Source organism: Pseudomonas sp. SZ57, assembly GCF_009495975.1.
Taxonomy (GTDB): domain Bacteria; phylum Pseudomonadota; class Gammaproteobacteria; order Pseudomonadales; family Pseudomonadaceae; genus Aquipseudomonas; species Aquipseudomonas syringae.
In genome coordinates this window covers 14521-41289 of the sequence record NZ_WIBD01000021.1, presented here as the reverse complement: position 1 = coordinate 41289, position 26769 = coordinate 14521, and the positions used below count along the sequence as shown (strand labels likewise).

The 26769-nt window shown below is 57.0% G+C and carries 19 protein-coding genes and 3 pseudogenes; 19 read left to right on the top strand and 3 right to left on the bottom strand.

What is annotated here, in order from left to right; all coding sequences use genetic code 11:
* Nucleotide 1: 1 nt before the first annotated feature.
* Nucleotides 2-1558 (bottom strand): type VI secretion system protein TssA, encoded by a 1557-nt coding sequence (gene tssA / locus GE543_RS18800; protein ID WP_003413699.1) that lies wholly within the window; start codon nucleotides 1556-1558, stop codon nucleotides 2-4.
* Nucleotides 1559-2338: 780 nt separating this feature from the next.
* On the opposite strand from tssA, the gene GE543_RS18795 reads away from it, so the two are divergent.
* From GE543_RS18795 to GE543_RS18710, 19 genes and pseudogenes are all read left to right on the top strand, one after another.
* Nucleotides 2339-2857, top strand: a complete 519-nt coding sequence (locus GE543_RS18795; protein WP_003413701.1) for an Hcp family type VI secretion system effector — start codon at nucleotides 2339-2341, stop codon at nucleotides 2855-2857.
* Nucleotides 2858-2989: 132 nt separating this feature from the next.
* Nucleotides 2990-5032, top strand: a complete 2043-nt coding sequence (gene tssI / locus GE543_RS18790) for a type VI secretion system tip protein TssI/VgrG (protein WP_046271627.1) — start codon at nucleotides 2990-2992, stop codon at nucleotides 5030-5032.
* Nucleotides 5022-5759: a DUF4123 domain-containing protein gene (locus tag GE543_RS18785; protein ID WP_046271628.1), complete on the top strand. Its 738-nt coding sequence runs from the start codon at nucleotides 5022-5024 to the stop codon at nucleotides 5757-5759. The genes tssI and GE543_RS18785 overlap by 11 nt, the downstream gene beginning before the upstream one ends.
* A complete protein-coding gene (locus GE543_RS18780) occupies nucleotides 5759-10426 on the top strand; it encodes an RHS repeat-associated core domain-containing protein (RefSeq protein ID WP_256664779.1) in 4668 nt (1555 codons plus the stop codon). The genes GE543_RS18785 and GE543_RS18780 overlap by 1 nt, the downstream gene beginning before the upstream one ends.
* A complete protein-coding gene (locus GE543_RS18775) occupies nucleotides 10423-10860 on the top strand; it encodes an SMI1/KNR4 family protein (protein WP_153222124.1) in 438 nt (145 codons plus the stop codon). Before GE543_RS18780 ends, GE543_RS18775 begins: the two co-directional genes overlap by 4 nt.
* Before the next feature lie 211 nt (nucleotides 10861-11071).
* Nucleotides 11072-11380, top strand: a complete 309-nt coding sequence (locus tag GE543_RS18770; protein WP_152092401.1) for a hypothetical protein — start codon at nucleotides 11072-11074, stop codon at nucleotides 11378-11380.
* 3 nt (nucleotides 11381-11383) lie between these two features.
* On the top strand, nucleotides 11384-11770 hold the full coding sequence (locus GE543_RS18765) for a hypothetical protein (RefSeq protein WP_153222123.1): 387 nt from the start codon (nucleotides 11384-11386) through the stop codon (nucleotides 11768-11770).
* 107 nt (nucleotides 11771-11877) lie between these two features.
* Nucleotides 11878-12228 carry a hypothetical protein gene (locus GE543_RS18760; RefSeq protein ID WP_153222122.1) on the top strand — a complete coding sequence of 117 codons (351 nt, stop codon included), beginning with the start codon at nucleotides 11878-11880 and terminating at the stop codon, nucleotides 12226-12228.
* Between the two features lie 67 nt (nucleotides 12229-12295).
* Nucleotides 12296-12399, top strand: a pseudogene (locus tag GE543_RS27995) (Rhs element Vgr protein); the annotation flags it as partial.
* Between the two features lie 82 nt (nucleotides 12400-12481).
* Nucleotides 12482-15193: pseudogene (locus tag GE543_RS18755) on the top strand (DUF6531 domain-containing protein); the annotation flags it as partial.
* Nucleotides 15189-15388 (top strand): annotated as a pseudogene (locus GE543_RS18750) (transposase domain-containing protein); the annotation flags it as partial. The pseudogenes GE543_RS18755 and GE543_RS18750, both read left to right, overlap by 5 nt.
* Nucleotides 15389-15740: 352 nt before the next feature.
* Nucleotides 15741-16169 (top strand): DUF2628 domain-containing protein, encoded by a 429-nt coding sequence (locus GE543_RS18745; protein ID WP_065350905.1) that lies wholly within the window; start codon nucleotides 15741-15743, stop codon nucleotides 16167-16169.
* 140 nt (nucleotides 16170-16309) lie between these two features.
* A complete protein-coding gene (locus GE543_RS18740) occupies nucleotides 16310-17317 on the top strand; it encodes a 3-oxoacyl-[acyl-carrier-protein] synthase III C-terminal domain-containing protein (protein ID WP_153222121.1) in 1008 nt (335 codons plus the stop codon).
* Entirely contained in the window at nucleotides 17314-18330 is a 1017-nt protein-coding gene (locus tag GE543_RS18735) for an NAD(P)-dependent oxidoreductase (RefSeq protein ID WP_153222120.1), read from the top strand. Before GE543_RS18740 ends, GE543_RS18735 begins: the two co-directional genes overlap by 4 nt.
* The gene (locus GE543_RS18730) at nucleotides 18323-19129 is read left to right on the top strand and encodes an MBL fold metallo-hydrolase (protein ID WP_024652719.1); all 807 of its coding nucleotides are present in this window, start codon (nucleotides 18323-18325) and stop codon (nucleotides 19127-19129) included. The genes GE543_RS18735 and GE543_RS18730 overlap by 8 nt, the downstream gene beginning before the upstream one ends.
* Nucleotides 19126-20409, top strand: coding sequence for a F390 synthetase-related protein (locus GE543_RS18725; RefSeq protein ID WP_153222119.1), 1284 nt, complete (start codon nucleotides 19126-19128; stop codon nucleotides 20407-20409). Before GE543_RS18730 ends, GE543_RS18725 begins: the two co-directional genes overlap by 4 nt.
* Entirely contained in the window at nucleotides 20406-21026 is a 621-nt protein-coding gene (locus GE543_RS18720) for a phosphatase PAP2 family protein (protein ID WP_046236909.1), read from the top strand. Before GE543_RS18725 ends, GE543_RS18720 begins: the two co-directional genes overlap by 4 nt.
* On the top strand, nucleotides 21023-22156 hold the full coding sequence (locus GE543_RS18715; protein WP_153222118.1) for a sterol desaturase family protein: 1134 nt from the start codon (nucleotides 21023-21025) through the stop codon (nucleotides 22154-22156). Before GE543_RS18720 ends, GE543_RS18715 begins: the two co-directional genes overlap by 4 nt.
* Entirely contained in the window at nucleotides 22149-23243 is a 1095-nt protein-coding gene (locus GE543_RS18710; protein ID WP_153222117.1) for an acyl-CoA desaturase, read from the top strand. Before GE543_RS18715 ends, GE543_RS18710 begins: the two co-directional genes overlap by 8 nt.
* A 438-nt stretch (nucleotides 23244-23681) precedes the next feature.
* On the opposite strand, the gene GE543_RS18705 is transcribed toward GE543_RS18710, so the two are convergent.
* Both GE543_RS18705 and GE543_RS18700 read right to left on the bottom strand, forming a co-directional pair.
* Complete coding sequence (locus tag GE543_RS18705; protein ID WP_153222116.1) at nucleotides 23682-26156, bottom strand: PEP-utilizing enzyme; 2475 nt, start codon at nucleotides 26154-26156, stop codon at nucleotides 23682-23684.
* A complete protein-coding gene (locus GE543_RS18700) occupies nucleotides 26149-26631 on the bottom strand; it encodes a hypothetical protein (RefSeq protein WP_016569309.1) in 483 nt (160 codons plus the stop codon). Before GE543_RS18700 ends, GE543_RS18705 begins: the two co-directional genes overlap by 8 nt.
* Between the last annotated feature and the right edge of the window lie 138 nt (nucleotides 26632-26769).

Here is a 26769-nt window from a genome sequence, read left to right as displayed (position 1 = left end):
CCTATTCGAGTACCACTTCGAGGTCTAGGTGGCACAGCCTGCGATAAATCTCTTCCTTGCGTTCGCGTACCACTTGGTTCTGCGGTAGCAGCTCACAGCAGCTATGCAGCAGATGCAGCACTTCCAGAGCAAGATCAGGCTCCCATGCATGCAGGCCCGACTCCTGTAATGTCTGATCCAGCGTCTCAAGTTGCGCCTTGGCCAGTTCGTATTTCTTGGCCACGAAGCACAGTCGGGCGAGAGCGAACTGCCAGAAAAATCGAGCGCGTCCGCCCTGCGCTTTTTGCAGCCCTTGCTTGAGGAACTGCACAGCGGGTTTCAGGCCTTCTTTGCGCAGGACGAGCAACGCCGCTTCAAGGGCCACTTCCCAGACTGGCTGGGTATCGGCGACTTCAACCTTGCGCGGTGCGTTGTTGGTTTGCAGATGCGGCAAGACGCTTGCGCTGATCCAGGCGCGGGTCGCCGGGTCGGCGAACGGTGTTCCATCGTGATAGCGCAATTCGACGATGCCGGGCAGACGCTGAATCAAAAGCGCGAAGTGGATTTCCACCTCACGCATCGCCATCTCTGCGTTCAGGCCTTGCAGGCACTCCCATACCATTCGCTGGCCGTCGAACCAGAAAGGCGCCTTCGCCAGACTCGCTTCCAGCTCGACCAGGAGATCGGCATATTGAGCCTGTTCGTAGCGATCCCGATAAGCCTTGAGTTTGTCTGCAGGCAGGCCTCGCAGGGCGGTGATTTGCTCCGCGTTACGCTCCGGAACAGCATCGATCGGCAGCCACAGCAGGGTGCGATTAAGCCGCAAGGCTCGCAGATCGCTTGCTTTCTGTTTAAGCCACCAGGCACATAAAGGACGAGCGTTTTCCTGCTGGGCGCGCAAGGCCTTGTGCGCTTCCTTTTCGTTATCGATAGGGGCGCCGGGCGTGAACAGTTGTGCGGCAGCCTGCTTGACCTGGGCAACCGCTGCGCCGACCACACCAGGCTCCGGCTGGTTATCAGCAGCGCGCTGGACCATGCTTTTCAGACGGCGAGAGATCGGCAGCAGCAAGGGGGCGTCGTCGCCCAAATGCTCGGTACACGCTTTATCGAGGCCTTCAAGGTGCTCGACCAGACGCCGAAACATCGGCAACTGTTCCTTGAGCGCGACGTTTTCGTTTAGCACCTGCTCAAGACGCGGCACCAGCCAGCCAATGGCAGCGGCACGAGTGCGGGCTTTTTTCGGATGAATGTCAGCCCAGTGCTGTTCGCAAAGATGGTGCAAAACACCGAGACCGGCCAACAGGCCCTGGAAGGATTCTCGCTGATACAGCGCCCATGCAAGCCAGGCGCCTACCCGCAAGTCTTTGGATTGGGTGCGAAGCAGGCTCTCACTGTTTTCACGGATTTTAAGCCAGTCGATCTGCCCTGCTTCGTGCATGGACTGAGCTTTCCCCAGCTCGCTTTCCAGCGACTCGAACTCAACCGAAAAGCGGACGTCATCACCAGCAAAATTCGCAGGCGAAACAGGAACCTTGGCGAGTTCTAAATAATGGGCAGAAAGCTTACTTGAGTAGGACATCCATGACCTTCAATACGATCATACCTACGGCCATTAGATAAAATGGCACAAGGAAACTGAAAGGGTAGCGACGCGGCCTGGCCGGTCGAGAATTGTGCGCGTCCAAAGAAGTCGCCATGTTACTCACGGTAATGGCCACTAGCAAGCATTCGATTAAACATCAAGGTGAATACCCTTCTTTTTTTGTAGGAAATTTCTGTACATGGCTACACCTCTGTATGACCTGGCTATATAAGCGAATTAAAAATAAACCATAAGCCATTGAAAAATATAGATTTACTCATGAAAACCTCAGCAGGATCCAGACGTCCAAAACCGCTCAAAAAAAGGATCACGTCTAAAAAAGCGATTAAAAATGATACAAAATCAAGCATCCATAATTACAAAATCTCTTTACCGACACATCAAAAACGGTGTACGAAATGTCTGAAATTCATCTTGCTGCGTATTTCGCAGCGACAAAATACGCAGAAGCACAACGCCACCTTGCGCAGAAAGTTGCGCACCAAAACTGTTAGTAACCTGTGGATATATCGCCACAGCACTTAGTTATCAAGGGGCGCAGCCGAGTGCGCAAGAAGTTGCGCAACAGTGCGCAACTTCTTGCGCAAGCCAAAAGCTTTTTTACAACGAAAAGAGGTCAAACGGCCGCAACGGCGAGTGTATTCAGCTGATTTAACTAGTTTTTTGTAACCTGGCATGATGATTGGAAGAGGAGTTAAACCCAATGAGCGATTTCGCCTCCCGGGTTACTACATCTATCCAGCAAGGAGCACCTCCATGGCTACGCCAGCGTACATGTCCATCACCGGCACCAAACAAGGCCTGATCACCGCCGGTGCCTTCACTGCTGACTCGGTCGGCAACACCTTTCAAGAAGGTCACGAAGACCAGGTGATGGTTCAGGGCTTCAGCCACGAAGTCATCATCCCGCGTGACCCGCAGTCCGGTCAGCCAACCGGTCAGCGCGTTCACAAGCCAGTCAAGATCACCAAGGTGTTCGACAAGTCCTCGCCACTGCTGCTGGCAGCACTGACGTCGGGCGAGCGTCTGACCGAAATCACCATCCAGTGGTACCGCACCTCGGCTGCCGGCACCCAGGAGCACTACTACACCACCAAGCTTGAAGACGCGATCATCGTCGACATCAAGGACTACATGCACAACTGCCAGGACCCGGCGAACGCGCATTTCACCCACTTGGAAGACGTAGAATTCACCTACCGCAAAATCACCTGGACCCACGAAGTATCCGGTACTTCGGGTTCCGATGACTGGCGTTCCCCGGTCGCCGGCTAAGTCACGCCGACCGCTTCAAGCATCGGCCAGCTCTGCTGGTCGATGTTGTTTACGCAGCTCCAGAATTTCGCGTGTGCCGGGCAATTTTTTTGAGCCCCGACGCACGCAGCAGCACTGCACGAGGAACAAGGGATGTTCGCGCCGGCCAATCAGACTCACTTCGCCCTGACCATAGAAGGCCTTTCCAATGATCTGCAGGTGCTTGCCTTGCAAGGTCGGGAAGCCATCAGCCAGCCCTTTTTGTTTGAGGTCGATCTGGTCAGTGAACAGCCGTCTCTGGACCTCGAAACACTGCTACACAAACCGGCCTTTCTGCAACTCTCGCCTGACGGCAGCGGTATTCACGGGCAGATCTACCGCGCCTCACAGGGCGATTCGGGCAAGCGGCTGACCCGCTACGCCGTGACCTTGCGCCCGCAGCTGGCCTACCTGGCCCACCGCACCAACCAGCGTATCTTCCAGAACCTCACCGTCCCGAAAATCATCGGTATGGTCCTCGAAGAGCACGGTATTCAAAGCAACGCCTACGAATTCAAAGTCGGGACGATTTATCCCGAACGCATCTACTGCGTTCAATACGATGAATCGGACCTGCACTTCGTCCAACGCCTGTGCGAGGAGGAAGGTATCCATTACCACTTCCAGCACAGCACCACCGGCCACACGCTGGTGTTCGGCGATGACCAGACGGTGTTCCCGAAACTCGCACCAGTGGCCTACCAGCAAGACTCAGGCATGGTCGCCACCGATCCGGTGATAAAGCGATTCGACCTGCGTCTGGAAACCCGTACTAGCCGCACGACACGCCGCGACTACGACTTCGAGAAACCGCGCCTGACGCTGGAAAGCGAAAACCGGGGCGATGCCATCCCCGACCTCGAGGACTATGACTACCCTGGCCGCTTCGTGGATCGCGAGCGCGGCAAGCAACTGGCCAAACGAGCACTGGAACGTCATCGCAGCGACTACCAACTGGCCATGGGCAAGAGCGATCAGCCGCTGCTGGTCAGCGGCCACTTTCTGGCGCTGACCCAGCACCCCAAAGCCAAATGGAACGATCTGTGGCTGCTGACCGAAATCCTGCACGAAGGCAAACAGCCGCAGGTACTGGAGGAGTCGGTCACCAGCGACACGACCGACCTGAAGGATGATTTCCATCAGGGCTACCGCAACCGCTTCCAGGCCACCCCGTGGGACGTGCCCAACCGTCCGCAACTGAACCATCCCAAGCCGCGCATTCTCGGCAGCCAAAACGCCGTGGTCACGGGCCCCAAAGGCGAAGAAATTCACTGCGATCAGTACGGCCGCGTCAAGGTGCAGTTCCCTTGGGACCGCGAAGGCCAGTCCGACGACAAGACCAGTTGCTGGCTGAGGGTCTCCTCGGCCTGGGCAGGTGCGATGTACGGCGGCATTGCCATCCCGCGCATTGGCATGGAAGTGCTGGTGACTTTCCTTGAAGGCGACCCCGATCAGCCACTGATCAGTGGCTGCCTGTACCACAAGGAAAACGTGGTTCCGTACGACCTGCCGGCTAACAAAACCCGCAGCACCTTCAAGTCCTTGAGCTCACCCGGTGGTGGCGGCTTCAACGAGCTGCGTATCGAAGACAAGAAAGGCCAGGAACAGATATTCCTGCACGCCCAGCGCGACTGGGACGAGAACGTCGAGAACGATCAGAAGATACGCGTCGGCAACGAGCGACACGACACGGTCGAACAGAACAGCTACAGCGAATTCAAGGCCGAAGAGCACCATACCGTCTACGCCGACCGCAAAGTCGAAGGACGGGCTGACGATCACCTTACCGTGGGTGCGAACCAGCACGTCAAGGTAGGCACCGGCCAGTTCATCGAAGCAGGCCAGGAGATCCATCTGAGCAGCGGCGTGAAAGTGGTGCTTGAAGCCGGTAGCGAACTGACCCTGAAGGCTGGGGGCAGCTTCATCAAGATCGATGCTAGCGGCGTGACCCTGAGCGGCCCGGTGATCCGCGTCAACGAAGGCGGCAGCCCCGGCAGCGGAACCCCGGCGGCCCCGCTGATGCCAGGCCCTTTGCTGCAGGCCGATGCCGACAAGGCCGGTGCGGCTCTGACCCCGGCGCAGATCAACACCCTGAAACGCAACGCGCCGTTCTGTGAAGAATGCGAGAAGTGCAAGGACGGTGCCTGTGCGATCTGACCGACTCACGCCACAAGACTGGCTGACGCAACAACCGCTGCGCAAGGACGAACACCTGTACGTGGTCGTCAGCGCCGCCAGTGATGCCGACGCGCTTAAAACCCTGCACATGGCCGAGCCAGACGCGGGATTCATCCCTATCTGGGGCGGCACGCCTTATGACACCTGGCAACCGGTGATGCCTTACCTGAGCGAGCTCAAGCCTCGATCAGCGTTCCTGACCTGGGTAGCCGAAACCGATGCCGAAGACTGGGGCTGGCTGGCGGTTTCGACGTGTGCGCCGCAAGTGGTGTTCGAACATCTCCGCAGCCTGACCCAGGTGAAGACGCCGGACGGGGCCGAGGTGTTTTTCCGGTTCTGGGATGGGCGGCATATTTATCCGATTCTGGAAGGGTTGGGAGACTCTGCCAGCGGCCTCATCCCAGTATTTGAGCGATATTTGATCAACGGCAGAACGCTTGAAACCGGATCAGCGGCGTTGCCAGCGGTAAAGGACTGGCCTTGGTGGGAGGTGCCTCAACCTCTTTTGGATCAGTTGACGACAAAGGACCCAGTAGCGCTGATCGACAATTTGATGCAATGGCTGAGCGAAGAGCGGCCAGACATCTATGTCGCCTTTCCAGAGTCCATATTGCGCCACAAAATCGACCACTTTGTGCGCCGCACGGACATTTCAACATCTCTCAACGAAGCACTGCTTAACCACCTGATTCTGGAGCAAGGCTGATGGATCGCGTTGCCGATATCGAAGCACAACTGGACTCGTTCAAAGACAGTTTGACGCTGTACCGTGAACAAACCAAGACATGGTATGCAGAGCTGGCCGACAAAGGCAGCCGCGCGACAGACATGCCTTCACTGCTAGGCATGGAGCGCGTCATCAAAGCAGGGGGATCGAGTAAAGCGGTCAGCATGAATGACGATGACTTCTCATACGTCGCCAAGTGCCCTCTCGTCGGCCCGCTTTTGATCGAGAGCAAGTTCGAGTCGTTGTACGACATTCCTGTCGGTGACATTCAGGTTGATGTCATTGCAGTTGACGGTGGTGCCAAGACCACCGTGATGCTGGACAAGCAAGGCAAAGGCAGCTTTCAGGGGCAACCGGGCAAAGCTTATAAGATTCATGTCCATGACAAAGTCACCCCCGCTCAGATTGATGCCCTGTTCAAATCCTATGACGGTCTGAGTGCTGACCTGGAAGGCTTCCTGCGCAAAGAGTGGGCAGGCTTCAAACCCCAGTGGTCCAATCAAAGCGCATCTGCGAAAGCCATGGCCATCGGTGCGGGCATTCTTGAGGGCGGTTGGGAGGCGATCAAGGGCGTTTGGGATGGCATCACCAAAGCGCTCGATATCCTGCAAAACCCTAAAAAGTTTGTAGACGATTTGGGAGCAGGTGCAGACGAGCTGATCAAGCTGGCCAAAGAAGCACCGGACGTCATGAAAAAAGCCATGTTGCTTGCCAGCGACGAGGCGGCGCTTTTCCTGATGGTTCGCTGCGCCTCGATATGGGTGGCCGGATTACCGCCGACCCAGGCTGCAGGCCAGACGGCGAAAATGACCTCGGCAGCCACTATCGGCATCCTGATCGACATTGTCATATCCGTCGTGTTGACCTTGGCAGCCGAGGGTGCAGGTCTGTTTTATCTGGCCGCACGCCTGGCCAAGTACGGCAAGATCATCCTCAACGCGGTCACCGGCTTTGTAAAAGCCGTGTTCAATATCATCAAAGGCTTCATGGGCTATGTGAGCAAATACGTCGCGGTAGCAGCTCGCGGCGCTGTATCAGCCACTAAGCAAGGCGTCGCCCAACTACGTTTTGATGGCAAGAAAAACACCACCGTCAGAGGCAGTGCGCGTCTCGACGACGCGGCTAGCCAATCCAGGACACATGACGGCAAAAGCGCAGCGTCGGCTCAGGATACCTGTGTCAACGGTTGCCCGGTTTCAATGGTGACAGGGGAAGAACTGCTCACCCTGACCGATGGGCAACTCGATGGCCTGCTGCCCTTTGAATGGACGCGACTGTATCGCACCAGCGCGGCAGAAACTGACAGCCGTCTCGGCTATGGCTGGAGCCATGCGTTATCCCATCGTCTTCAACTGGACGAAGAGGGAGTGGTATGGATAGACAATGAAAACCGCCAGACCCGCTTCCCGATGCCGACCGAGCATCGCCCTGCTATCACCAATAGCTTGGCCAAAGCGGCGATCTATCTCGGCACTACGCCCGGCGAGCTGATCCTGACTCAAGCTGGCAACCAACCACGCTTCTACCACTTTCGTGCCGGGCGCCTGATTACTATCAGCGACGCCTATGACAACCAGCTTCAAATCACTTACGACCTTGTAGATCGCGTGCAGCGGATCGACAACAACGCCGGACGCTCTCTGCTTCTGCGTTATGAAGATCGCCATATCGTCGCAGTGGATTATCAGCAGCAACGGCCCGACTATACCGATAAGGGCGAACGGCAAGACCCTTGGGCGACCGTACAGACATTGGTGATTTACCAGTACAACGTGAAAGGTCAGCTTGTCAGCGCAACCAACGCCGCAGGCGAAGGCGAGCACTACCGTTACAACGAACAAAACGTGATCCTGGAGCGCCAGCTGGCTGGAGGCGCGAGCTTTTTCTGGGAATGGGAGAACGAAGGCAAGTCATCGCGAAGCACCCATCATTGGGCCAACTTTTCTCAGATGGACTCGCGTTACATATGGGACGACGCAGGCCAGGTCACTGTTCTCAATGCCGACGGCAGCGAACAGGTTTACGTACACGATGAAAATGCGCGCCTCATCAGTGAAATAACCCCTGATGGAGCCGAGACGCAAAAAGCCTATGACGAGAAAGGCCGACTGATCGCGGAGAAAGACCCGCTGGGTGCGATCACTGAATACCGCTATGACGAAGACGGACTGCTGATCGCGTTGATTCCACCGGAAGACGAACCGGTTGCCTACGAATACCATCGCGGCTTCGTTAGTTATGTTCGTCGGGGTAAAGCAACTTGGAAATATCAGCGTAATGAACAAGGTGACATCACCGTCCAGATCGATCCGGACGGCAACGAAACCCATTACAGCTACGACCTGCACGGTCGCCTTGTGGAAATCCGTCACCCCGACGGCAGTCGTCACACGCTGGGCTGGAACGGCCTTGGCCAATTGCTCGAAGAGCGCCTGCCCGACGGCGGTCAGCGCAAATACCGCTACGACGCACTTGGCCGGCAGATCACCCGTCAGGAAGAAACCGGCGCCATCACCCATTACCAATGGGACGCAGCCAACCGCCTGGTACAAATCACCCTGCCCGGCGGCGCCACCCGCGCGTTCACCTACAACGCCTACGGCAAAGTCACCGCCGAGCGCGACGAACTGGGCCGCATCACCCGCTACGAATACGCCGACAACCTGCATCTGGTCAGCCGCCGCATCAATCCCGACGGCAGCCAGCTGCGCTATCGCTACGACAACGCACGCCTGCTGCTCACCGAGATCGAAAACGAGCGCGGCGAGCACTACCACCTCGACTACTACAGCAATGGCCTGATCCAGCGAGAAACCGGCTTCGATGGCCGCAGCACCGCCTACGAGTACGACCTCAACGGCAAGTTGCTGAAAAAAACCGAGTTCGGCGACGACGGCAGCGAACTCGTTACCGAATATCAGCGTGACAGCGCTGGCCGTCTGCTGGTGAAAACCCTGGCTGATAGTGAAGAAATTCACTACAGCTACGACGCGCTTGGCCGCCTCGTTAACGTTGACGACGGCCACTGGCCGCTGGCTTACGAATACGACCTGCAGGACCGCCTGATCACCGAGCATCAGGGCTGGGGCACCACCCGCTACGAGTACGACGCGCTTGGCCAGTTGAGCCAGTGCCGCCTGCCTGACGGCAGCAAACTCGATTACCACCACCAGCGCGGCGGACAGCTGAGCAGCATCGACCTCAACGGCTCGCGCCTGACCACCCACCAGTTCAGCGCAGGCCGCGAGCAGCAACGCCAGCAAGGCCTGTTGCTCAGTCAGTATCAGTACGATGACCAGGGCCGCCTTCAGGCCCACCGTGTCAGCCAGCAGGACCGCCACCTGTTCCATCGCCACTACGCTTACGACGCAAACGGCAACTTGGCAGGCGTCAACGACAGTCGAAAAGGCAACCGTAGCTATCATTACGATCCGCTCGACCGTCTGATCAACGTGCGTGGCACCACCCCGGAAAGCTTCGCCCACGACCCCGCAGGCAACCTGCTCGGCCAAGGCGACCAAACGGCGGCCAACCTGGCCAACGTCAAAGGCAACCGCCTGCTGATGCAGGGCGACCGACACTACGACTACGACGCCTACGGCAATCAGATCCGTGAACGACGCGGGACCGGACAGAAGCTTGTCACCGAATACCGCTATGACTGCCAGCACAGACTGATCGGCGTCAGCCTGCCGGGCGGTAGTACCACGTCCTACAAATACGACGCCTTCGGAAGACGCATCGAAAAGACCGTCGATGGCCACACCACCGAATTTCTCTGGCAAGGCGAACGCCTGATAGCCGAAAGCGCCGACAACCGGTATCGCACCTACATCTACGAACCCGGCACCTTCCGCCCGCTGGCCATGCTGGACGGCGAAGGCCCGCTGAAAGCAACTCCGTTCTACTACCAGCTTGACCACCTCGGTACGCCGCAGGAACTCACCGACTACAGCGGCGAGATCATGTGGTCGGCGAAATACCGCGCCTACGGCAACCTCGCCACCCTCGACATCGCCGAAATCGACAACCCGCTGCGCTTCCAGGGTCAGTACTTCGATGCGGAAACGGGCTTACATTACAACCGGCATCGCTATTACAATCCGGGCACTGGCCGGTTTTTGACCCCGGATCCGATCAAGCTGGCGGGTGGGTTGAACAACTACCAGTATGTGCCTAACCCTACGGGGTGGGTGGATCCGTTGGGGTTGGATAATTGTCCGGGTGCGGATGGGAGCAAGCCAGGCTTTGACGCCGATAACGCTACAACAAAACCGGCGGTCGACGAAGGCCAACCCGACGCCCCCACTTCTACGGGCTATGGCCCTAATGATCCAGCAGTGAGGATTGAAGGTGACTGGTCTACAAATGATCTGAAACAAGCACTGCTTGGCCACCCACCGAGAGGACTCGGAAGTCCTGACCTTCATCATGCGGATCAAATGCCGGGATCAGCAATTCATGAAATATTGCCAGCGGAGCATCGCGGTAACAAAACACTTCACCCTAACAAGTTCAATCAGGGCGTAACTCTAGAAATGAGGCAGCAGGATCGAAATCTCCACTGGTGGTATCGTGCGAGAGAACAGGGTGCAGATGAAAAGCTACCAGAATGGATTTATGACAATAAAGGCCCCAAAAAATGAACTTCCACGAATTTGAAGAATTTGTAAATGAAAAAAAGCTGGCCAATCCAGTTTGGTTTGGTTTGGATCCAGATAGCCTTGCAAGCGAAGAAAGTATAGAATTCGCTCAAAAGGAACTAAACGCAACTCTGCCTCATGAATACGCCCAGTTTGTGAAGCGATATGGCGGCGGATATTTTGCATTCGGCATAGTCTACTCACTAGATAAAGACAGCAGCTTTAATATTTTAGAAATAAATAAAGCCGAGTCTAAAAAAAGAGAAGATCATATTCTTTTCTCTGAAAATGGAGTAGGTGATTATTACGGATTTAAAATCAAAGAAAATCAATGTTTGCCAGACGTTTACTTTTTCGACCATGAAACTGAAAGCTGGCAGAAAACAAAATACGAAAATATGCTGACTTACCTTAGCGAGATTGCGCTCTCCAACTAAATGCAAAACAATAAATAGTAACGAAAAAAAGGATCGATCTATGAAAAATAAAAAATTAGCTTTGGTGTTATTTTATTTATCCCCGTAGAGGAATGATTCAAGTCTGCGAGATTTTTATATGTATCACAGTGCTATAAATATACCACCACAATTGGAGTTTACAAGAAATCTGTAACGCTTCAGAAATTACCTGACTCGTACTCCTGATAGCATGGACTTAGAACTCCATGCATTTGACAACAACACCCCTCCAAGCAATTTCATTAGCACATCAACCTCCCCTGATGTGGCGATAGACTTCGGAACAGCTTATAGAACGAAAACCGGAAATCTTTACACTCTAGGACGAATAGATGGTCGAGACGTCAATAGAGAGCTGGGATCAAAGATTCCTTTCCCAGAAGAAAAAGAAATTGCAATACCCGGGCAAATAAATACAGAAGATATTTTGGGGGTGACACCTTTGAAATCAGATGGTAGCTATGAAGGATATTCAATACCCAATCCGGCGAGAAAATGACAAATGGACAATAGAGAAATCACCTTAATACATAATGGGCTTCGAGAAAAAGCAACTATATATTACGATGTAGAACAACCATCTATAATCTTTAGATTCAAAAATCTTGAAAGAATCTGCCATGGTGAAAACTTATTTTCCTGTTTCATTAAGCTAAGGCAAGAGCTACCCGAAATTAAATTTCTTTGCAAAGGAGCAAAACGTAATGTACATCCGTCCAGAATGTCATTACAAATGTCAGCTGGATTAATGGCATACGAACTTGAGCTAGGAAAACAAGCCCGCAGAGAAAATCTGGTTAATATTTTTGATCATGAAGAAGAAAACTTGACTAACGAGCCCACCATGCAATCAGAATATTTTAAAAACTGGCTTAACTCACTCCAATAGAAATATTTTCAAATCCCATTTGCTCTCTAAAGGTGGCATGCTGGTAACTTTCAAAATTAGATAACAGGAAAGTCACTTAACCCACTAGTTTTTAGGGTTTTTAAATCATGATCAAAATAAGTATTGCCCCTGCATCTCCAACTCATGACATTGAAATCGCAAAATTCCTACATCAACGTTTCAAGATGTCACTTATTGGCTCTCAAAAGAAACTGGCCATGGGCGACAAAGGTTTTTTTTATACGTGCGATCTCTATGGAAACGACCACGTTCAGCGCGAAAAAGATCTTCGAGACATAATTGACTTTTTCAATAAAAAGAGCTGCCCTCTATTTCTCTTAGAAATAGAAGATGATCAGGAATGGGGGGACTTGGATGCCGCCAATCTTAGTCAGCACTCAATATCCGAAGAGGAATTGCTGAACGCTCTGAATTCGTCTATGGGGCTTTACGAGTAACTTAACTACTCCTTAATTAGTTACAAATCTATAAGGCGAAGAAATTCACTGCGATCAGCACGGTTATAAGACCGGTGCGGCTCTGACCCCGGAGCAGATCCCACCCTGAAACGTAACGCGCCGTTCTGTGAAGAATGTGAGAAATGTAAGGCAGGTGCGTATGCGATCTGATCTTTTGACTCCGCAGGTCTGATTGGCTTAGCGGCCATTGCAGGTTGGGGAGCGTCTCTATCTGGTTGTTAAAAACGCAGAAGCTCACGCCGAAACCGCCAAGCCCCTGCTGCTGAATGCGGATGCCAGGCTGAACCCGGCGCGCAAGGCCGACGTCGCCATCGCACCTCCAAAACCGGCTGTCACGGCTACAGCACCGAAGAAAAAACCGCCCATTTCCGGCGCGGTGGAAGCGGACGCGCAGGTTCAGGCACGGGGCAAGAAGAAGAACGCCACAAAGGTTGAACAGAAAGAGCCAGTCGATGATGCGCCTGAACAGTCGAAGAACCCGGCTGATGAACCTGCAGAACCTGCGAAGAAAACCTGTACCAACGGCGACCCTGTTTCAATGGTCACGGGGGAAGAGCTTCTGACCCTCACCGACGGTGAGCTCGGCGGACTGCTGAATCTCGAGTGGACACGTCTGTACCGGACCAGCGCAGTCGAAATTGATAGCCGCTTGGGCCACGGCTGGAGCCATTCGCTTTCCCATCGTCTGCAACTGGACGATGAGGGTGTTCTCTGGACTGACAATGAGAATCGTCAGACCCGCTTTCCGATGCCAACCGAACAACGTCCGGCCATTACCAACAGCCTGGCCAGTGCAGCAATTTTCGTCGGCGATGCGCCGGGCGAACTCATTCTGACCCAGGCTGGGCAAAAGCCGCGCTTCTATCATTTCCGCGCGGGTCGACTGACAACCATCAGCGATGCCTACGACAACCAGTTACATATCGAGTACGACCTGGTTGACCGCATCCAGCGTATCGACAACGGCGCAGGACGCTCGCTGCTGTTGCGTTACGACGACCGCCACATCGCCTCGGTCGACTACCAGCAACAACGTCCGGAATATGATGAGCAAGGCAAGCGGCAGGATCCGTGGCTGACCGTACAGACCCTGGTCACCTATCACTACAACGAGCACCATCAACTGGTACGCGCCACAAACGCAGCGGGGGAAAGCGAGCACTATCGCTACAACGATCAGCACGTCATTCTCGAACGGCAATTGGCCGGTGGTGCCAGCTTCCACTGGGAATGGGAACGCGAAGGAAAGGCTTCGCGTTGCGTGCGCCAGTGGGCCAACTACTCGCAGATGGACATACGCTACGTCTGGGATGACAACGGCACAGCCACGGTCGTCAATTCCGACGGCAGCGAACAGGTTTACGTGCATGACACCAATGCCCGGCTGGTCAGCCAGACCGATCCTGATGGCGCAAAAACACAGAAAATCTACGACGAACAAGGGCGTCTGATTGCAGAAAAAGATGCACTCGACGCCGTCACTGAATACCGCTACAACGACGCCGGACGCCTGATCGCCCTCGTCCCCTCTGAAGGACTTCCAACCTATTACGGCTATTTCGACGGCCAACTGGTAAGCGTCGAACGCGGCGAAGCGCGATGGAAATACGATCGCAATCGTCAAGGTGACATCACCGTCCAGATCGATCCGGACGGCAACGAAACCCATTACAGCTACGACCTGCACGGTCGCCTTGTGGAAATCCGTCACCCCGACGGCAGTCGTCACACGCTGGGCTGGACCGGCCTTGGCCAGTTGCTCGAAGAACGCTTGCCTGACGGCGGCCAGCGCAAATACCGCTACGACGCACTTGGCCGGCAGATCACCCGTCAGGAAGAAACCGGCGCCATCACCCATTACCAGTGGGACGCAGCCAACCGCCTGGCGCAGATCACCCTGCCCGGCGGCGCCACCCGCGCGTTCACCTACAACGCCTACGGCAAAGTCACCGCCGAGCGCGACGAACTGGGCCGCATTACCCGTTACGAATACGCCGACAACCTGCATCTGGTCAGCCGTCGCATCAACCCGGATTGCAGCCAACTGCGTTATCGCTACAACAACGCCCGCCTGCTGCTTACCGAGATCGAAAACGAGCGCGGCGAGCACTATCACCTCGACTACTACAGCAATGGCCTGATCCAGCGAGAAACCGGCTTCGACGGCCGCAGTACCGCCTACGAATACGACCTCAACGGCCAGTTACTGAAGAAAACCGAATTCGGCGACGACGGCAGCGAACTCGTTACCGAATATCAGCGTGACAGCGCTGGCCGTCTGCTGGTCAAAACCCTCGCCGATGGCGAGGAAATCCACTACCGCTACGACGCGCTTGGGCGCCTGGTGAACGTTGATGACGGAAACTGGCCTCTCGCCTACGAATACGATCTGCAAGACCGCCTGATCACCGAGCATCAGGGCTGGGGCACGCTGCGTTACGAGTACGACACTGTCGGCCAACTTAAACACTGCCGCCTCCCGGACGGGAGCAAGCTTGATTACCACCACCAACGCGGCGGACAGCTGAGCAGCATCGACCTCAACGGCTCGCGCCTGACCACCCACCAGTTCAGCGCAGGCCGCGAACAGCTGCGCCAACAGGGGCTGTTGCTTAGCCAATACCAGTACGATGAACAAGGCCGCTTGCAGGCGCACAGCGTCAGCCAACAGGACCGACATCTGTTCCACCGCCACTACGCTTACGACGCAAACGGCAACTTGGCAGGCGTCAACGACAGCCGAAAAGGCAACCGCAGCTATCATTACGATCCGCTCGACCGTCTGATCAACGTGCGTGGCACCACCCCGGAAAGCTTCGCCCACGACCCCGCAGGCAACCTGCTCGGCCAAGGCGACCAACCGGCTGCAAACCTGGCCAACGTCAAAGGCAACCGCCTGCTGATGCAGGGCGACCGACACTACGACTACGACGCCTACGGCAATCCGACCGTACGCCATCGTGCGAAAAGCCTGGCGGTTCAGCGACACAATCAAAGGCGCCACTGCCAGCGCCCAGATCTACAGCGGGTAGAGACCGCCAAACTCAACGCTCAGGAGAGTTATACGTGGCTGCGCCACGTACTTGAGCGTTTGCAGCATGCTGCATCGGTAAAATATTACGAAGCCCGACTGCCTTAGAACTGCTCGCCAGGGATGCCTCGGTAAACCAGATACTCATTTTTGCCAAGCGGGGTTCGTGGCGCGGATCCCTTGGCAAGACGCTTTAGGCGCGTCCAGCCATGGGGACGGACCAGCCACGACAGCCGATAATCTGGCCGCAACCTGACCAGAAAAACGAGCGACTCCAGTCAATGGCTGCCTATCAGGCTGACCAGATAAAGAATTGTGGCGATTTAGCGCCCAGGTTACGCGGTTGCGTAGTACACCACCCGAAAACTCCATACACTCAGCACCCTGATCATAAAAACGCCAGAACACAGGATTTCCCGGAAGAAAGACGTCACCCCAATGGAACATCAGGAGCAGCACCATGAGCACAGCAGATCAGACGCGCAACACTGGCACCTACAGCGCCAAGTGGCAGGAGCGCTTCAATTTCTTCGAGACGTATGGTGCGCCGAACGATCCACGCTTCAAGGCTGGCCTGAAGTCACTTCCTGGCTTCAGGAAGAAAATGCGGATCAATTTCAACGTCATCGCGTATTTCTTTGGCCCCATTTATTTCTTCGTGCTGGGCCTGTGGAAAAAAGGCATTGCGTTGATTGGCATAATGCTCGCGACCAACGCCTTGATCCTTCTGGTATGCACGCTTTTGGGAACCGAGGTTCCTTACGCGCTGGGGGGAGGTTTGAATGTGGCCTTCTCGCTGATGTATGCCTTGACCGTCAATTATTCGTACTACCTCAAAGAAGTAAAAGGCGAGCAAGGCTGGAACCCGTTCAAAGGCATGCGCCTTTAACCCGAAAAGATAACCGATGACACCGTCCTCTTGCCGAGCATGAGGGTTCGCGGTGCATCGACCCATGCCATGTTCAGCCAGCGTTATATTTGAATCAGTCATTCAGGTAATTGCCACATGGATGCGAAGCCAGGACTCCAATGACAGCGCCCTACTCCCCCGCAGCCTTGCTGCCACTGAAAATTATTGCGACTGGCGTAGCGGTGCCAGCAAATCGAGTGGACTCGTCTGCGCTGGACACGTTATTGAACAAGCCTGCGGGTTATGTAGAAAAGCGCTCGGGCGTGCATTGCCGTTTTCACGCAACACTCGATGCCAGCCAGGCCGAACTTGCAGCACAAGCACTTCAGGATGCCTTGAGAAGAGAGCAGATCCCGGCGAGTTCGATCGATCTGTTGATCTCGGCCTCGGCAGTACCCATGCAGGCCTTACCCTGCACGGCAGCATTGATTCTCAAAGCGGCCCACCTGCCATCGGGTACGCCCGGCTTTGATATCAACAGCAGTTGCGTCGGCTTCATTACGGCGCTACAGGTCGCTGCCGGCTTGCTCAATGCCGGGATCTACAAACGCATTGCGGTCGTGTCGGCAGATCTCGTTTCGCGCGGTATCGACTGGAATGACGAAGAAAGCTCGCTGATCCTCGGCGACGGAGCAGCCTGCGCCATTGTCGAACGCGGTGACGGCAGCAGCGGCATTCTGAGCAGCCTGTCCGAGACTTATCCACAGGGCAGCGACCTGTGCGAGATTCAAGCAGGCGGTACACGCCGCAATCCACGTGCCGGCATGACTGACAGCGACTTTCTGTTCCATATGAAGGGCAAGCAGCTGTTTCGTCAGGCTGCCGCGTTGATCGAGGGCTACCTCGCACGTTTGTTGGAAAGGAGCGGATTGACGCTTGCCGAGATCGCCACCGTGGTCCCCCATCAGGCCAGCCATCTTTCGCTTGAGCACATGCGGAAAAGGCTTGGAGTACGGCCTGAGGTACTGGTGGATATTTATCGCTATCACGGTAACCAGGTCTCGGCATCGATTCCGACGGCGCTGCATACTGCTTTTACCACCGGCCGCTTTACACCCGGCAAACCCGTGATGCTGATCGGTACCGCCGCCGGTTTGACATTGGCGGGCATGGTGCTGCTGCCATGAAGGTTCTGCTGACCGGCGCCACCAGTGGCCTCGGACGCAATGCGGCAGAGTGGCTGTTGAACGCGGGCCATAGGGTACATGCCACCGGACGTGACCCGGCAGTAGGGAATCTGCTGCGAGAACAAGGAGCGGCGTTCACCGCCCTGGATCTGACCCGGGCTACAGCACAGCAATGCGAGCAATTGATGCTCGGCAGTGACGTGGTCTGGCACTGCGCGGCAAAGTCTTCTCCCTGGGGTAGCGAGGCCGAGTTTCATGAGGCCAATGTAGTCGTCACAGAAAAGCTGGCCGAGGCAGCGGGCCGCTGCGGCGTTTCGCGCTTCGTGCACATATCCACGCCTGCGATCTATTTCGACTTTCAAGACCATGAGCGTATCGACGAGCAATACCGTGCCCGACGATTCGCCAATCACTACGCCAGCAGCAAGTACCAGGCAGAACAATCCATAAAGGCGCTGGTACCGCTTTATCCACAGACCACATTTATTATCCTGCGGCCCCGTGGCTTGTTCGGCCCCCATGACCGGGTGATTCTGCCCCGGATTCTGGGCCAGATAGAACGCGACCGCGGCGTGCTGCGTTTGCCCGGTGGTGGTCAGGCGGTACTGGACCTGACGTTTGTACTGAACGTTGTGCACGCCATGGACCTGGCCAGCCATAACAATTCTTTGTCCTCAGGTGCCGCCTACAACGTCACCAATCATCAGCCCATGCGACTGGTGGATACCTTACAGTTGTTACTGCACGAACAACTCGGCATTCGATATCGTGTGCAGCGCGTGCCTTATCGATTGCTGCACTCGCTGGCGACGGCACTCGAGCTGCTGGCCTGTATAACGCGCAAGGAGCCCGTGCTGACCCGATACAGTGTGGCGGCGGTGAACTTCGATATGACCCTGAGCCAGACGCGATCCATTGAAGAGCTGGGCTACCGGCCTCGGTACTCGATGGAAGAAGGCGTTCAGCTTACGGGAGAGTGGCTTAAGTCTCATGCGGTGAAGCCCCATGGCTAGCATTACCACCTTTGAAGTGGGTTACTGCACGCATATCGGTTGTATGGCGTTGCAAGGCGCGGGCCTGCGAGTCTGCAAATTTCCGTCCAGAGCGTATCTGCTGGAGGTTGGCGATCGCCGCTGGTTATGGGATACCGGCTACGCCAACCATTTTCAGGAGCATACCCGGTCGGGGGTGTTCCGCATCTACAGCCAGGTTACCCCGGTATACCTGGATGCGGGTGAAACGCTGCTGGATCAGCTGCGTAATGCGGGTTACGCGGCCAACGATATTCAGGCGCTGATCATTTCCCACTTTCATGCCGATCACATTGCCGGCCTGCGGGACTTCAGTCATCTCGACTTTATCTGCTCGGGCGAAGGCTGGCAGAAAACCCGCTCATTACGTGGCATCGCCGCACTCAAGCGCGCCTTCGTACCGGGACTGATTCCGGAAGGTTTCGAGGCAGCGTTGCAGTTCGTCGAGGGCTTTGAGCTGGTAAGCCTGACCGAGCAACTGGCGCCGTTTACACATGGCTACGAACTACCGGGCAGTGACGGGCAGATTGTTCTGGTGCCGCTACCAGGTCATGCCGCTGGACACCTGGGTGCATTTATTCTCACCGACGATGGCTGGACACTGCTGGCCAGTGATTCCGCATGGTCGCCGCTGAGCTATCAAGAATTGCGCGGGCCTTCTGTGCTTGCCAACGTGCTGATGGACGACAGCAAGGCCTACTATCAGACGCTGAACCGTCTGAACCTGTTGTGGGCAGCAGGCCATGTGGATATCCGATTGTGCCACGAGGGCGATTTATGATCCCGGTAATGACGCTCTGGCACTACTGGCGAGCGCGTCGCCTGCGCTTTTCCAGTCGCCAGGCACTGGAGCATTTTCAGGACAGGCAACTGAAACGCTTTGCCCGTAGGGTGCTGGCCAAAAGTCCCTATTTTCGGGCTTACAGCGCTCTGCCATTCAACGAATGGCCGCTGATGGACAAAGCGCTGATGATGACGCAGTTCGACCAGATGAACACCGCAGGTCTGCAACGTGATCAGTTGCTGGCCTGCGCAAGGCGCGGCGAAGCCGAACGCGACTTCACGCCACGCATCGGCCGCTTTAGCGTCGGGCTGTCCTCGGGCACGTCAGGGCAGCGCGGCGTTTTCGTCGTGAGCCCGCAGGAACAGCAGATCTGGGCGGGCGGGATGCTTGCCAAGATGCTGCCAGACGGTATTTTCGCGGGTGAGCGAGTCGCGCTGTTTTTACGTGCGGATAATAACCTGTACCACAGCGTCGACAATCGCTGGCTGAGCCTGGCCTTTTATGACCTCTTCGCGCCGTTCACTGAGCAGTTGCCTCGCTTACAAGCACAGGCGCCGACCATTATCGTTGCGCCAGCACAGGTGCTGCGCGCCCTGGCCCTGGCCGTTCTGGGCGGGCAGATCCAACTCGAAGTAAAGAAAGTGATCTCCGTCGCCGAAGTCCTGGATGCGCAGGATCGCCAGTTGCTGAACACGGTGTTCCGCGAGGTCGGCGAGGTCTATCAGGCAACTGAAGGTTTTCTGGCGGCCACGTGCTCTCATGGCACACTGCATTTGAACGAAGAGTTCGTGCATATCGAGCCCCAGTGGCTTGATGAGCAGCGCTTCACGCCGTTGATCACCGACTTCACTCGCAGCACCCAACCTATCGTACGCTACCGACTGGATGATGTACTGGTCAGGCAATCCGAGCCCTGCCCGTGCGGTCAGCATTCGATGGCAATTTCCCGAATAGAAGGTCGCCGCGACGATCAGCTTTCGCTGCCCGACCAGCACGGTGAGATGCAGATTATCTTTGCCGACCTGTGCAGTCGGGCAATTGCCAATGCACTGCCACTGACCAGTGACTACCGCTTGATTCAGCTTTCGAAAACCCGGCTGCAGCTGATTGCAGACTGTACGCAAACCGAACTGGAGCACAGCCGTAGACAACTTGTCGCCCTGTTCACACAACAGGGTATTGCCACTGACAAACTTGAATGGCAACTGACGGTGCAGAACGTGATGCCGAACTTCGATCGAAAACGACGCCGTATTGTCCGGCAGGCAGAAGCATGAACAACCCCATGATGTTTCGGTTGTGGCACATGCTGCTTGGCTGGGGTTCGGTCGGTCTGATCTATACGCTGACCGACCATTTGCAGAGCACCGGCCAGGTCATGACACCCTCGCCGCTCGACCGAATGATCGCATTCACGCCGCACGCAATCTGGCTGTACCTGTCGTTCTTCGCGGTTGTTCCACTGGGCTATCTGATGACCCCGCTTGATCGGGTGCGCTGGCTGTCTCGCGCCATGCGTTTTACCGCACTGGGTGCCGGAACGGTCTATCTGCTGTGGCCGACAACGATGGTTTACCCAGTCGATGAGGGCACAACGTTAAGCTCTACACTGCTGGCAGCACTGACCTATGTGGACTCGACCCAGAATTGCCTGCCATCCCTGCACATGGCCCTGATGGTGCTGGCAGTCTGGGGGATCAGTGCAGCAAGGCGTAGCGCGCGTACTGCAGTGTTTGTCTTATGGGTGGCCGCCATTGCCTATTCGATCCTGCAATTGCGCCGTCATCTGTTCATCGACGTGGTCAGTGGCGCCGTGCTCGCACTGGTGGCGGGTATGCTGGTCGATGCGCTCGGCCGAAGCAGGCCAGTCGCACTCAAAGGGAATATGCAATGAGCGATCTGGCCATTCCGATCATCATCATGCTGCTGGCCGTAACAGGCGAGGCCGTCATTCTGCAGTGGATGCAGCGCAAGCCGGTTGACTGGCATGACGTGGTGTTCAATCTGAATTCCGGCCACCTCATGCTGTGGCTGTTCCGTGGACTGGAAGTCATCTGTTACGGACTTGTCGCCACGTACTTGAGCCTTGGCCTGCTGGATACATGGCCGCCACTATGGGTCTGGGCGTTCGCATTGCTGGCCTGGGATTTCTGTTTCTACTGGTTGCACCGCCTGCATCACCACGTTGGCGTGCTCTGGGCCGTGCATGTGGTGCATCATCAGGGCGAGCACTTCAACCTGTCCCTGGGCGTGCGTAATTCGTGGTATTCGTCACTCACCTCGATTCCGTTCTTCATTCCGCTGGCCGTGCTGGGGGTGCCCCTGCATGTGTTTGTCGCAGTGTCGATCCTGCATTACTCGATGCAGTTCTTTAACCATAATGCGCTGACACCCAGGCTGGGTGTGCTGGAAAAGATTTTCGTTACTCCGACCCATCATCGCGTGCATCACGTCAAAGACCGGGCCTACTCAGACAAGAACTTCGGCGGTACTTTCATTTTCTGGGACAAGCTGTTCGGCACATTTTCCAGGCTGCCCGATGTGCCTTATACGTTTGGAATCGGAGGGCCTCGCTCTTCCGCGAACCCGTTCTGGGCCAGCAACGTACCTTTTCTGCATTACCTGCGACTGTCGATAAAATCGAACGAACCTACCCGCTCGCGCATTTCGGGTTTGAGCATTTTCAGTGGCGCGTTGCTGCTCTTCGCGCTGGTGGTGGGCTATATCTATCAATACGGCTATGGCTACAGCGACATCACTTGGCCGCAGGTCGTCCTGTTCGTTTTTCTCGTGGCGGGCTCGGTGGCGCTGGGAGGAATGACCGAAGCGAGGACCTGGAGTGTTCCCGTCTGGCTGATAGTCAGCCTGGGGCTGGCGTTGCTGTTTCTGGGTTATTACGGCTGGTCGCAGGTTTACTGGCAATTGCCGATGGTCGCCCTCGCCCTGCACGGCGCATGGGTGGCCGTGTCTTCTCGCGGCTACAACCTTTCAGCCGCAAATCCGGTGGAAAAACATCATGGCTGAGTCACTTGCCCCCCTGTCATTTCCTGCCGATGGCGAACAGGCATTTCATCACGCCCTCAAGCAGGCGGCCCACGCCTACCTGGCAGACGACCATCGCTACGCAAGCATTCGGCAAAAGGTGACGGCATTGCTCCTCATCGTGCTGTGCGGCGGTTTTTATGCCTCGAGCCTTATGCAACACAATGCGTGGGCATTCGTGGGCTGCTATTTCCTGTTTGTCCTGACAGGCATGCTACTCAACGTGATGGTGTTTCACGACGCCGCCCACAATGCTTTTTTTAGGGCGGCCTGGGCAAACCGGTTGGTGGGCAGATTGATGACCTTGCCGCTCGGGATTGATCCGGATTACTGGCGAGTCAGGCATGTGCAGTTTCATCATGCCTATGCCAACGTTGAACATTACGATCTGGACACCGAGGAAAATGGCGTCCTGCGACAGACGCCCTTCCAGGGCTGGCGGAAGCACATGCGTTATCAACATCTTTACTGGCCCATGGTCGCGGCGTTGTCGCTGCCCTACATCTCATGGATATTCGACTGGTCGGACCGCCTTGGGAAGACGCCGCTCAAAGCCAAAAGCATTCTTCCGGGAAACAAAGGCTGGGCGGTATTTCTGGCCAGCAAGGCATGCCATCTGCTGCTGGTACTGATAGTGCCGCTGGTGATATTCGAGGGCAGCTGGACGACGGTGCTGATCGCGTATTTTTTGAGCCAGATGCTCGCCTCTCTCTGGGTGGTATTTCTGCTGCTCGGTACGCACTGGGCAGAAGCGGAGTTCTATCAGCCATCAGACAGCCCGTTGATGCCACACGGCTGGTATCGACATAACTTCGCGACAACCTGCGACTGGCAAACCTCTCCACGCTGGCTGCACCATGCCGTGGGCGGGCTGAACTTTCATCTGACTCATCACCTGTTCCCTGGCTGGAGTCATCGACACTACCCGGCGCTGGCAAACATCATCGCCGACCTGGCACCCCGCCACGGTCTGCACTATCGCTGCATCGACTACCGTGAGTTGCTCAGGCAGCAGCGAAAGTTCTTGCGCAGTATGGGGCAGGACACGCAGGTGACGAACATCACCTGACTAACTCAGAGCCAGAAGCTTTGTGACTTCTGGCATGACCGCACTGATATTGTTTGTCTGCTTTTCCCATCGCTGGGCCTTTTATCGCTCAACAGCCGGCACGGTCGCGAATTGCGTGTGCATTGGGGGCGAGCGCAAGGAGATCCGTCGGGAGATGCATCGCCGTAAAGACCTCGAGAAACATCGTCAGGGCCTGCGCAAGCGGAAGGCACCGCGCACATGATCCGAGATCGACGAGGACTTTATCGCGCCCAACAAAAAACCCGCCGAAGCGGGTTTTTCCAAGACCATCCCGACTTCCTGTCGGCTGCCTCCGAGGCGATGGTCGATCATCCTTGATCCTGGTGAACTCCTGCTCACCACTTGATGGATCCAATAATACGGAGGAAGGACCAGTTCGGAAATGGCCAAATCCCTCCACCGCGTGTAAGCGTTTGGCTATACCTTGTCGACGCGGACCTGATCGCATGCCTGCCCTTCTACCAGCCGCAACTCCCCATCCACATACAGCACTTCACGCCCCACCCACGCCAGATCAACCTGCGGCAGCACGGCCGAGGGTTTGCGCAGTTCACGCAGCAATGTCGAGCCGTGCGAGAGACGTCCGCCCATGCGCGCGATCACCGCGCGGGCGTTCTGGTAGTGCGCGTGGCGTCCGGGGTCGAGGGTGTCTTCCAGCAGGATGTCGTCACCCAGAATGCCCTGGACCTGGCCAGGATAAATCATGAAACCGGTGGCCTGCTCGGTGCCTTCGCGGCCGTCCTGCCAGAAGCTGCCGGCACGGCTGCGAATGTCCGGATGGGGCGCAAACCAGTGTTCCCGGTCGGCGCCGGGCATGGCGTGATGCAGGCGGAAGAACAGGCGCATCAGGTTGTCGCGATACCACTCGCGCACTTGCAGGTAGTAGCCGCGCATGCCCGGCAGGCCTGCGCGGTGGGCGATGCGTATGAAACCCGGCCAGGTCGGGAAGGCCTGTAAAGGCAGGTCAGTGGCTGCCGGGCGCGGGGTCGCGGGGTCGGTTTCCCAGGGCAGCCGGTGCGGGCAGTGCTCCAGGTCGTCGTAAGCGGTCGGCGGACGTCCCAGCAGGTCTCCGCCGCTGCTGGCCAGCGAGGTGGCGATGCACAGGTTGCCTTGCACGACGAATACGTAGAAACGGGTGAACCAGTCAGCCAGTTGCTGGCCGTCAGCACCTTGGGCCGTCAGGGCGTGCAGCTCTCGGTCGAAGCGATGCAGTTGCTTTTCAAGGGTCAACAAGTGGCCGCGCGCGACACGCTGCATCCGCAGAAACACCGGTAATGAGCGCACCAGACGCAGCGGTCGCCACGGTAGATGCGGGGTCGCACCGCCGACCTCATCGGCGTAGCTGCTGGAGGCGATGCCCCAGTCAGCCAGGCGTGCGAGAAACAGATCGTTGTTGATGTAGGAAGCTGCGCCAAACAGTGCGGTGAATGGCTCGTTGTCCTGCAACACGCGCGAATCCCAACGCGCCATGATCGCCGGGATGCTGCCTGCGGCACGCCGCTGTGCGTACTCGACCAGCCTGCTGGGCTGTGGCGGCAGGATCTCCGCAATATTGGCGGCGGTCAGGTGGCGGCGCCAGCCGTAGTCACTGATCGGTCGGTACTGCAGCAGCCACAGCTGGCGGCCATCCCAGGCCCACTCGACGTCGCCCGGCACGTAGTGGAATACGCGCAGAACGCCCTGCAGGAAGTCCCAGAGCGCCTCCTCAGTCAAACCGTGGGATGGCTTGAAGTTGCCGCTGCTCCAGGCCGCGCCGAGGCGGGAAATGATTGCTCGCTCAGGGCTTGCCTGACCGTCGGCCAGCGACTCCAGATGCCCTTGCACCCACTCCAGCTCGACCGACAGGTGACGCACGAAAGCGATGCCGGAAAGCACCGGCGTGATGAAGCGCTGCACCACGACCTCTTCGACGCCAGCGTTGTGCAGCTCTGCGACGCGCGCGGGCACGTTGTGGTCGGGCTCGCGAAGAAAAGTGGTGCTCAGACCGGCATTGGCCGCATCGGCCTGATCCTCACCGAAGCTGGACGAGCGCACGGCCCATATAGCGTCAGGCTGACGGGCCAGAAACGCGGGCAAGGCCGAGTCATCGCCCTGTTCCAGAGACAGTGCCTCGGGCACCGGTTGCCCGGCGATGGCCGCCAGACGCAGACGGCCGCCTTTGGTGTGCGCAACGAAGCCGCGCTCGCCCGACTCCAGCCACTGCGCAAACTCGGCCGGCGCGTCGATCCACGGGTAGTGACCCCAGCCCGGTTTCAGGCTGATGGTCAGGTCGGCACGCGCCAGAATGGCGGACCACGCCGCTGCCTGCTCGATGCCCAGAACCTTGTCCTGATCGCCCCAGACCAGCTCTATCGGATCCTGCACCCACTCCAGCAGCGGCAGCGCGGTGTCGGCCCGCAAGAGGTCCCAATACGGCACGAAAGCACGGCAGCGGGCGTAACCGGAACCCATGCGCTGGTAGTGCGCGGCAGGCCAGGTCTGCCTGGAAAACTTGTGCGCAAACAGCGTGGGCTTGTTGGCCAGCAGCCAGTGAATGGTCTTGCGAATGGGCAGCGGCGACATCAGCGCAGGCAAGCGCCGCTGCCACAGAAAAGCCCCCACCGGGGCCAGCAGCACGCTTCTGCAGAAGTGCCCCGGCTGGCGCTGCAACGCATGCATGACCAGCAAGGCATTGACCCCCACAGCGACGATGGCGCTGCCCTTCACGGTAGCCGCCAACAGCGCATCGGCGTAGGCGGCGAGGTCTTCGCAGGGTGGCTGAGGATTGTTGCCGAAGCCTGGCAGCTCCAGCGGCACGACCTGATGCTGCTGAAAATGCGGCAGCGCGTCGTCCCACCATTCGGCAGTGCTGCCGTTGCCCGCCAGCAGATACAGCAGCGGCAAGTCAGACATGACGAGGCTCCTTCGACGCGTGAACAGCCGAAGTGCGGCGATCATGGCGATACAGCCAGATCAGCGGCGGCAACAACGCCAGCAGCGCCGCCAGATCGAGCCAGACGTGCGACCAGACGCCCCCACGTACGGAAATCAGAATGTCCTGAGGCGCCCACAGCAGCAGGCCCGCAATCAGCCAGCCCCAGGGCATGGCGCTTTTCAGGCGATTGCCCAGGTGCACCAGCGCCAGCATGTACACGGAATACGTTTGCAAGGTTGCGCCAAACAGCGCCATCCACCAGACCTGTTGCGCGCGGGCAGCGGCGGGAACCGCCTCGGTCCAGAACGCCTGCTCGAGGCTAGTCAGATAGCCATCGAGCAAGCCGGAAAAGCCTGCCCAGGTGAACACCAGACTGCCCAGCACATGCGCAACTGCGACGGCATACAGCCAGATCACCAGCGTACGGCGCAGGGTGTCAGAAGAGAGCGGCATACCAGGTCCTTGAGTCGTCCTTGTGAGGTGGCGAGTTTAGCGATAACTCATCAGGCTTAATACCGCCGCCCTTGCCTGCGGCTCGATTCACTGTGGATGCCGGGCGCTGCTGCGCGTGACACCGTAAAGGCCCTTTGC

Bases quoted from the DNA above. Each gene is read 5' to 3' on its own strand.
- GE543_RS18720 (WP_046236909.1), top strand. From the start codon at position 20,406: ATGAACAACCCCATGATGTTTCGGTTGTGGCACATGCTGCTTGGCTGG.
- GE543_RS18765 (WP_153222123.1), top strand. From the start codon at position 11,384: ATGGACAATAGAGAAATCACCTTAATACATAATGGGCTTCGAGAAAAA.
- GE543_RS18795 (WP_003413701.1), top strand. From the start codon at position 2,339: ATGGCTACGCCAGCGTACATGTCCATCACCGGCACCAAACAAGGCCTG.
- GE543_RS18710 (WP_153222117.1), top strand. From the start codon at position 22,149: ATGGCTGAGTCACTTGCCCCCCTGTCATTTCCTGCCGATGGCGAACAG.
- tssI (WP_046271627.1), top strand. From the start codon at position 2,990: ATGTTCGCGCCGGCCAATCAGACTCACTTCGCCCTGACCATAGAAGGC.
- GE543_RS18775 (WP_153222124.1), top strand. From the start codon at position 10,423: ATGAACTTCCACGAATTTGAAGAATTTGTAAATGAAAAAAAGCTGGCC.
- GE543_RS18740 (WP_153222121.1), top strand. From the start codon at position 16,310: ATGACAGCGCCCTACTCCCCCGCAGCCTTGCTGCCACTGAAAATTATT.
- GE543_RS18780 (WP_256664779.1), top strand. From the start codon at position 5,759: ATGGATCGCGTTGCCGATATCGAAGCACAACTGGACTCGTTCAAAGAC.
- GE543_RS18760 (WP_153222122.1), top strand. From the start codon at position 11,878: ATGATCAAAATAAGTATTGCCCCTGCATCTCCAACTCATGACATTGAA.
- tssA (WP_003413699.1), bottom strand. From the start codon at position 1,558: ATGTCCTACTCAAGTAAGCTTTCTGCCCATTATTTAGAACTCGCCAAG.
- GE543_RS18715 (WP_153222118.1), top strand. From the start codon at position 21,023: ATGAGCGATCTGGCCATTCCGATCATCATCATGCTGCTGGCCGTAACA.
- GE543_RS18745 (WP_065350905.1), top strand. From the start codon at position 15,741: ATGAGCACAGCAGATCAGACGCGCAACACTGGCACCTACAGCGCCAAG.
- GE543_RS18770 (WP_152092401.1), top strand. From the start codon at position 11,072: ATGGACTTAGAACTCCATGCATTTGACAACAACACCCCTCCAAGCAAT.
- GE543_RS18725 (WP_153222119.1), top strand. From the start codon at position 19,126: ATGATCCCGGTAATGACGCTCTGGCACTACTGGCGAGCGCGTCGCCTG.
- GE543_RS18730 (WP_024652719.1), top strand. From the start codon at position 18,323: ATGGCTAGCATTACCACCTTTGAAGTGGGTTACTGCACGCATATCGGT.
- GE543_RS18735 (WP_153222120.1), top strand. From the start codon at position 17,314: ATGAAGGTTCTGCTGACCGGCGCCACCAGTGGCCTCGGACGCAATGCG.
- GE543_RS18705 (WP_153222116.1), bottom strand. From the start codon at position 26,156: ATGTCTGACTTGCCGCTGCTGTATCTGCTGGCGGGCAACGGCAGCACT.
- GE543_RS18700 (WP_016569309.1), bottom strand. From the start codon at position 26,631: ATGCCGCTCTCTTCTGACACCCTGCGCCGTACGCTGGTGATCTGGCTG.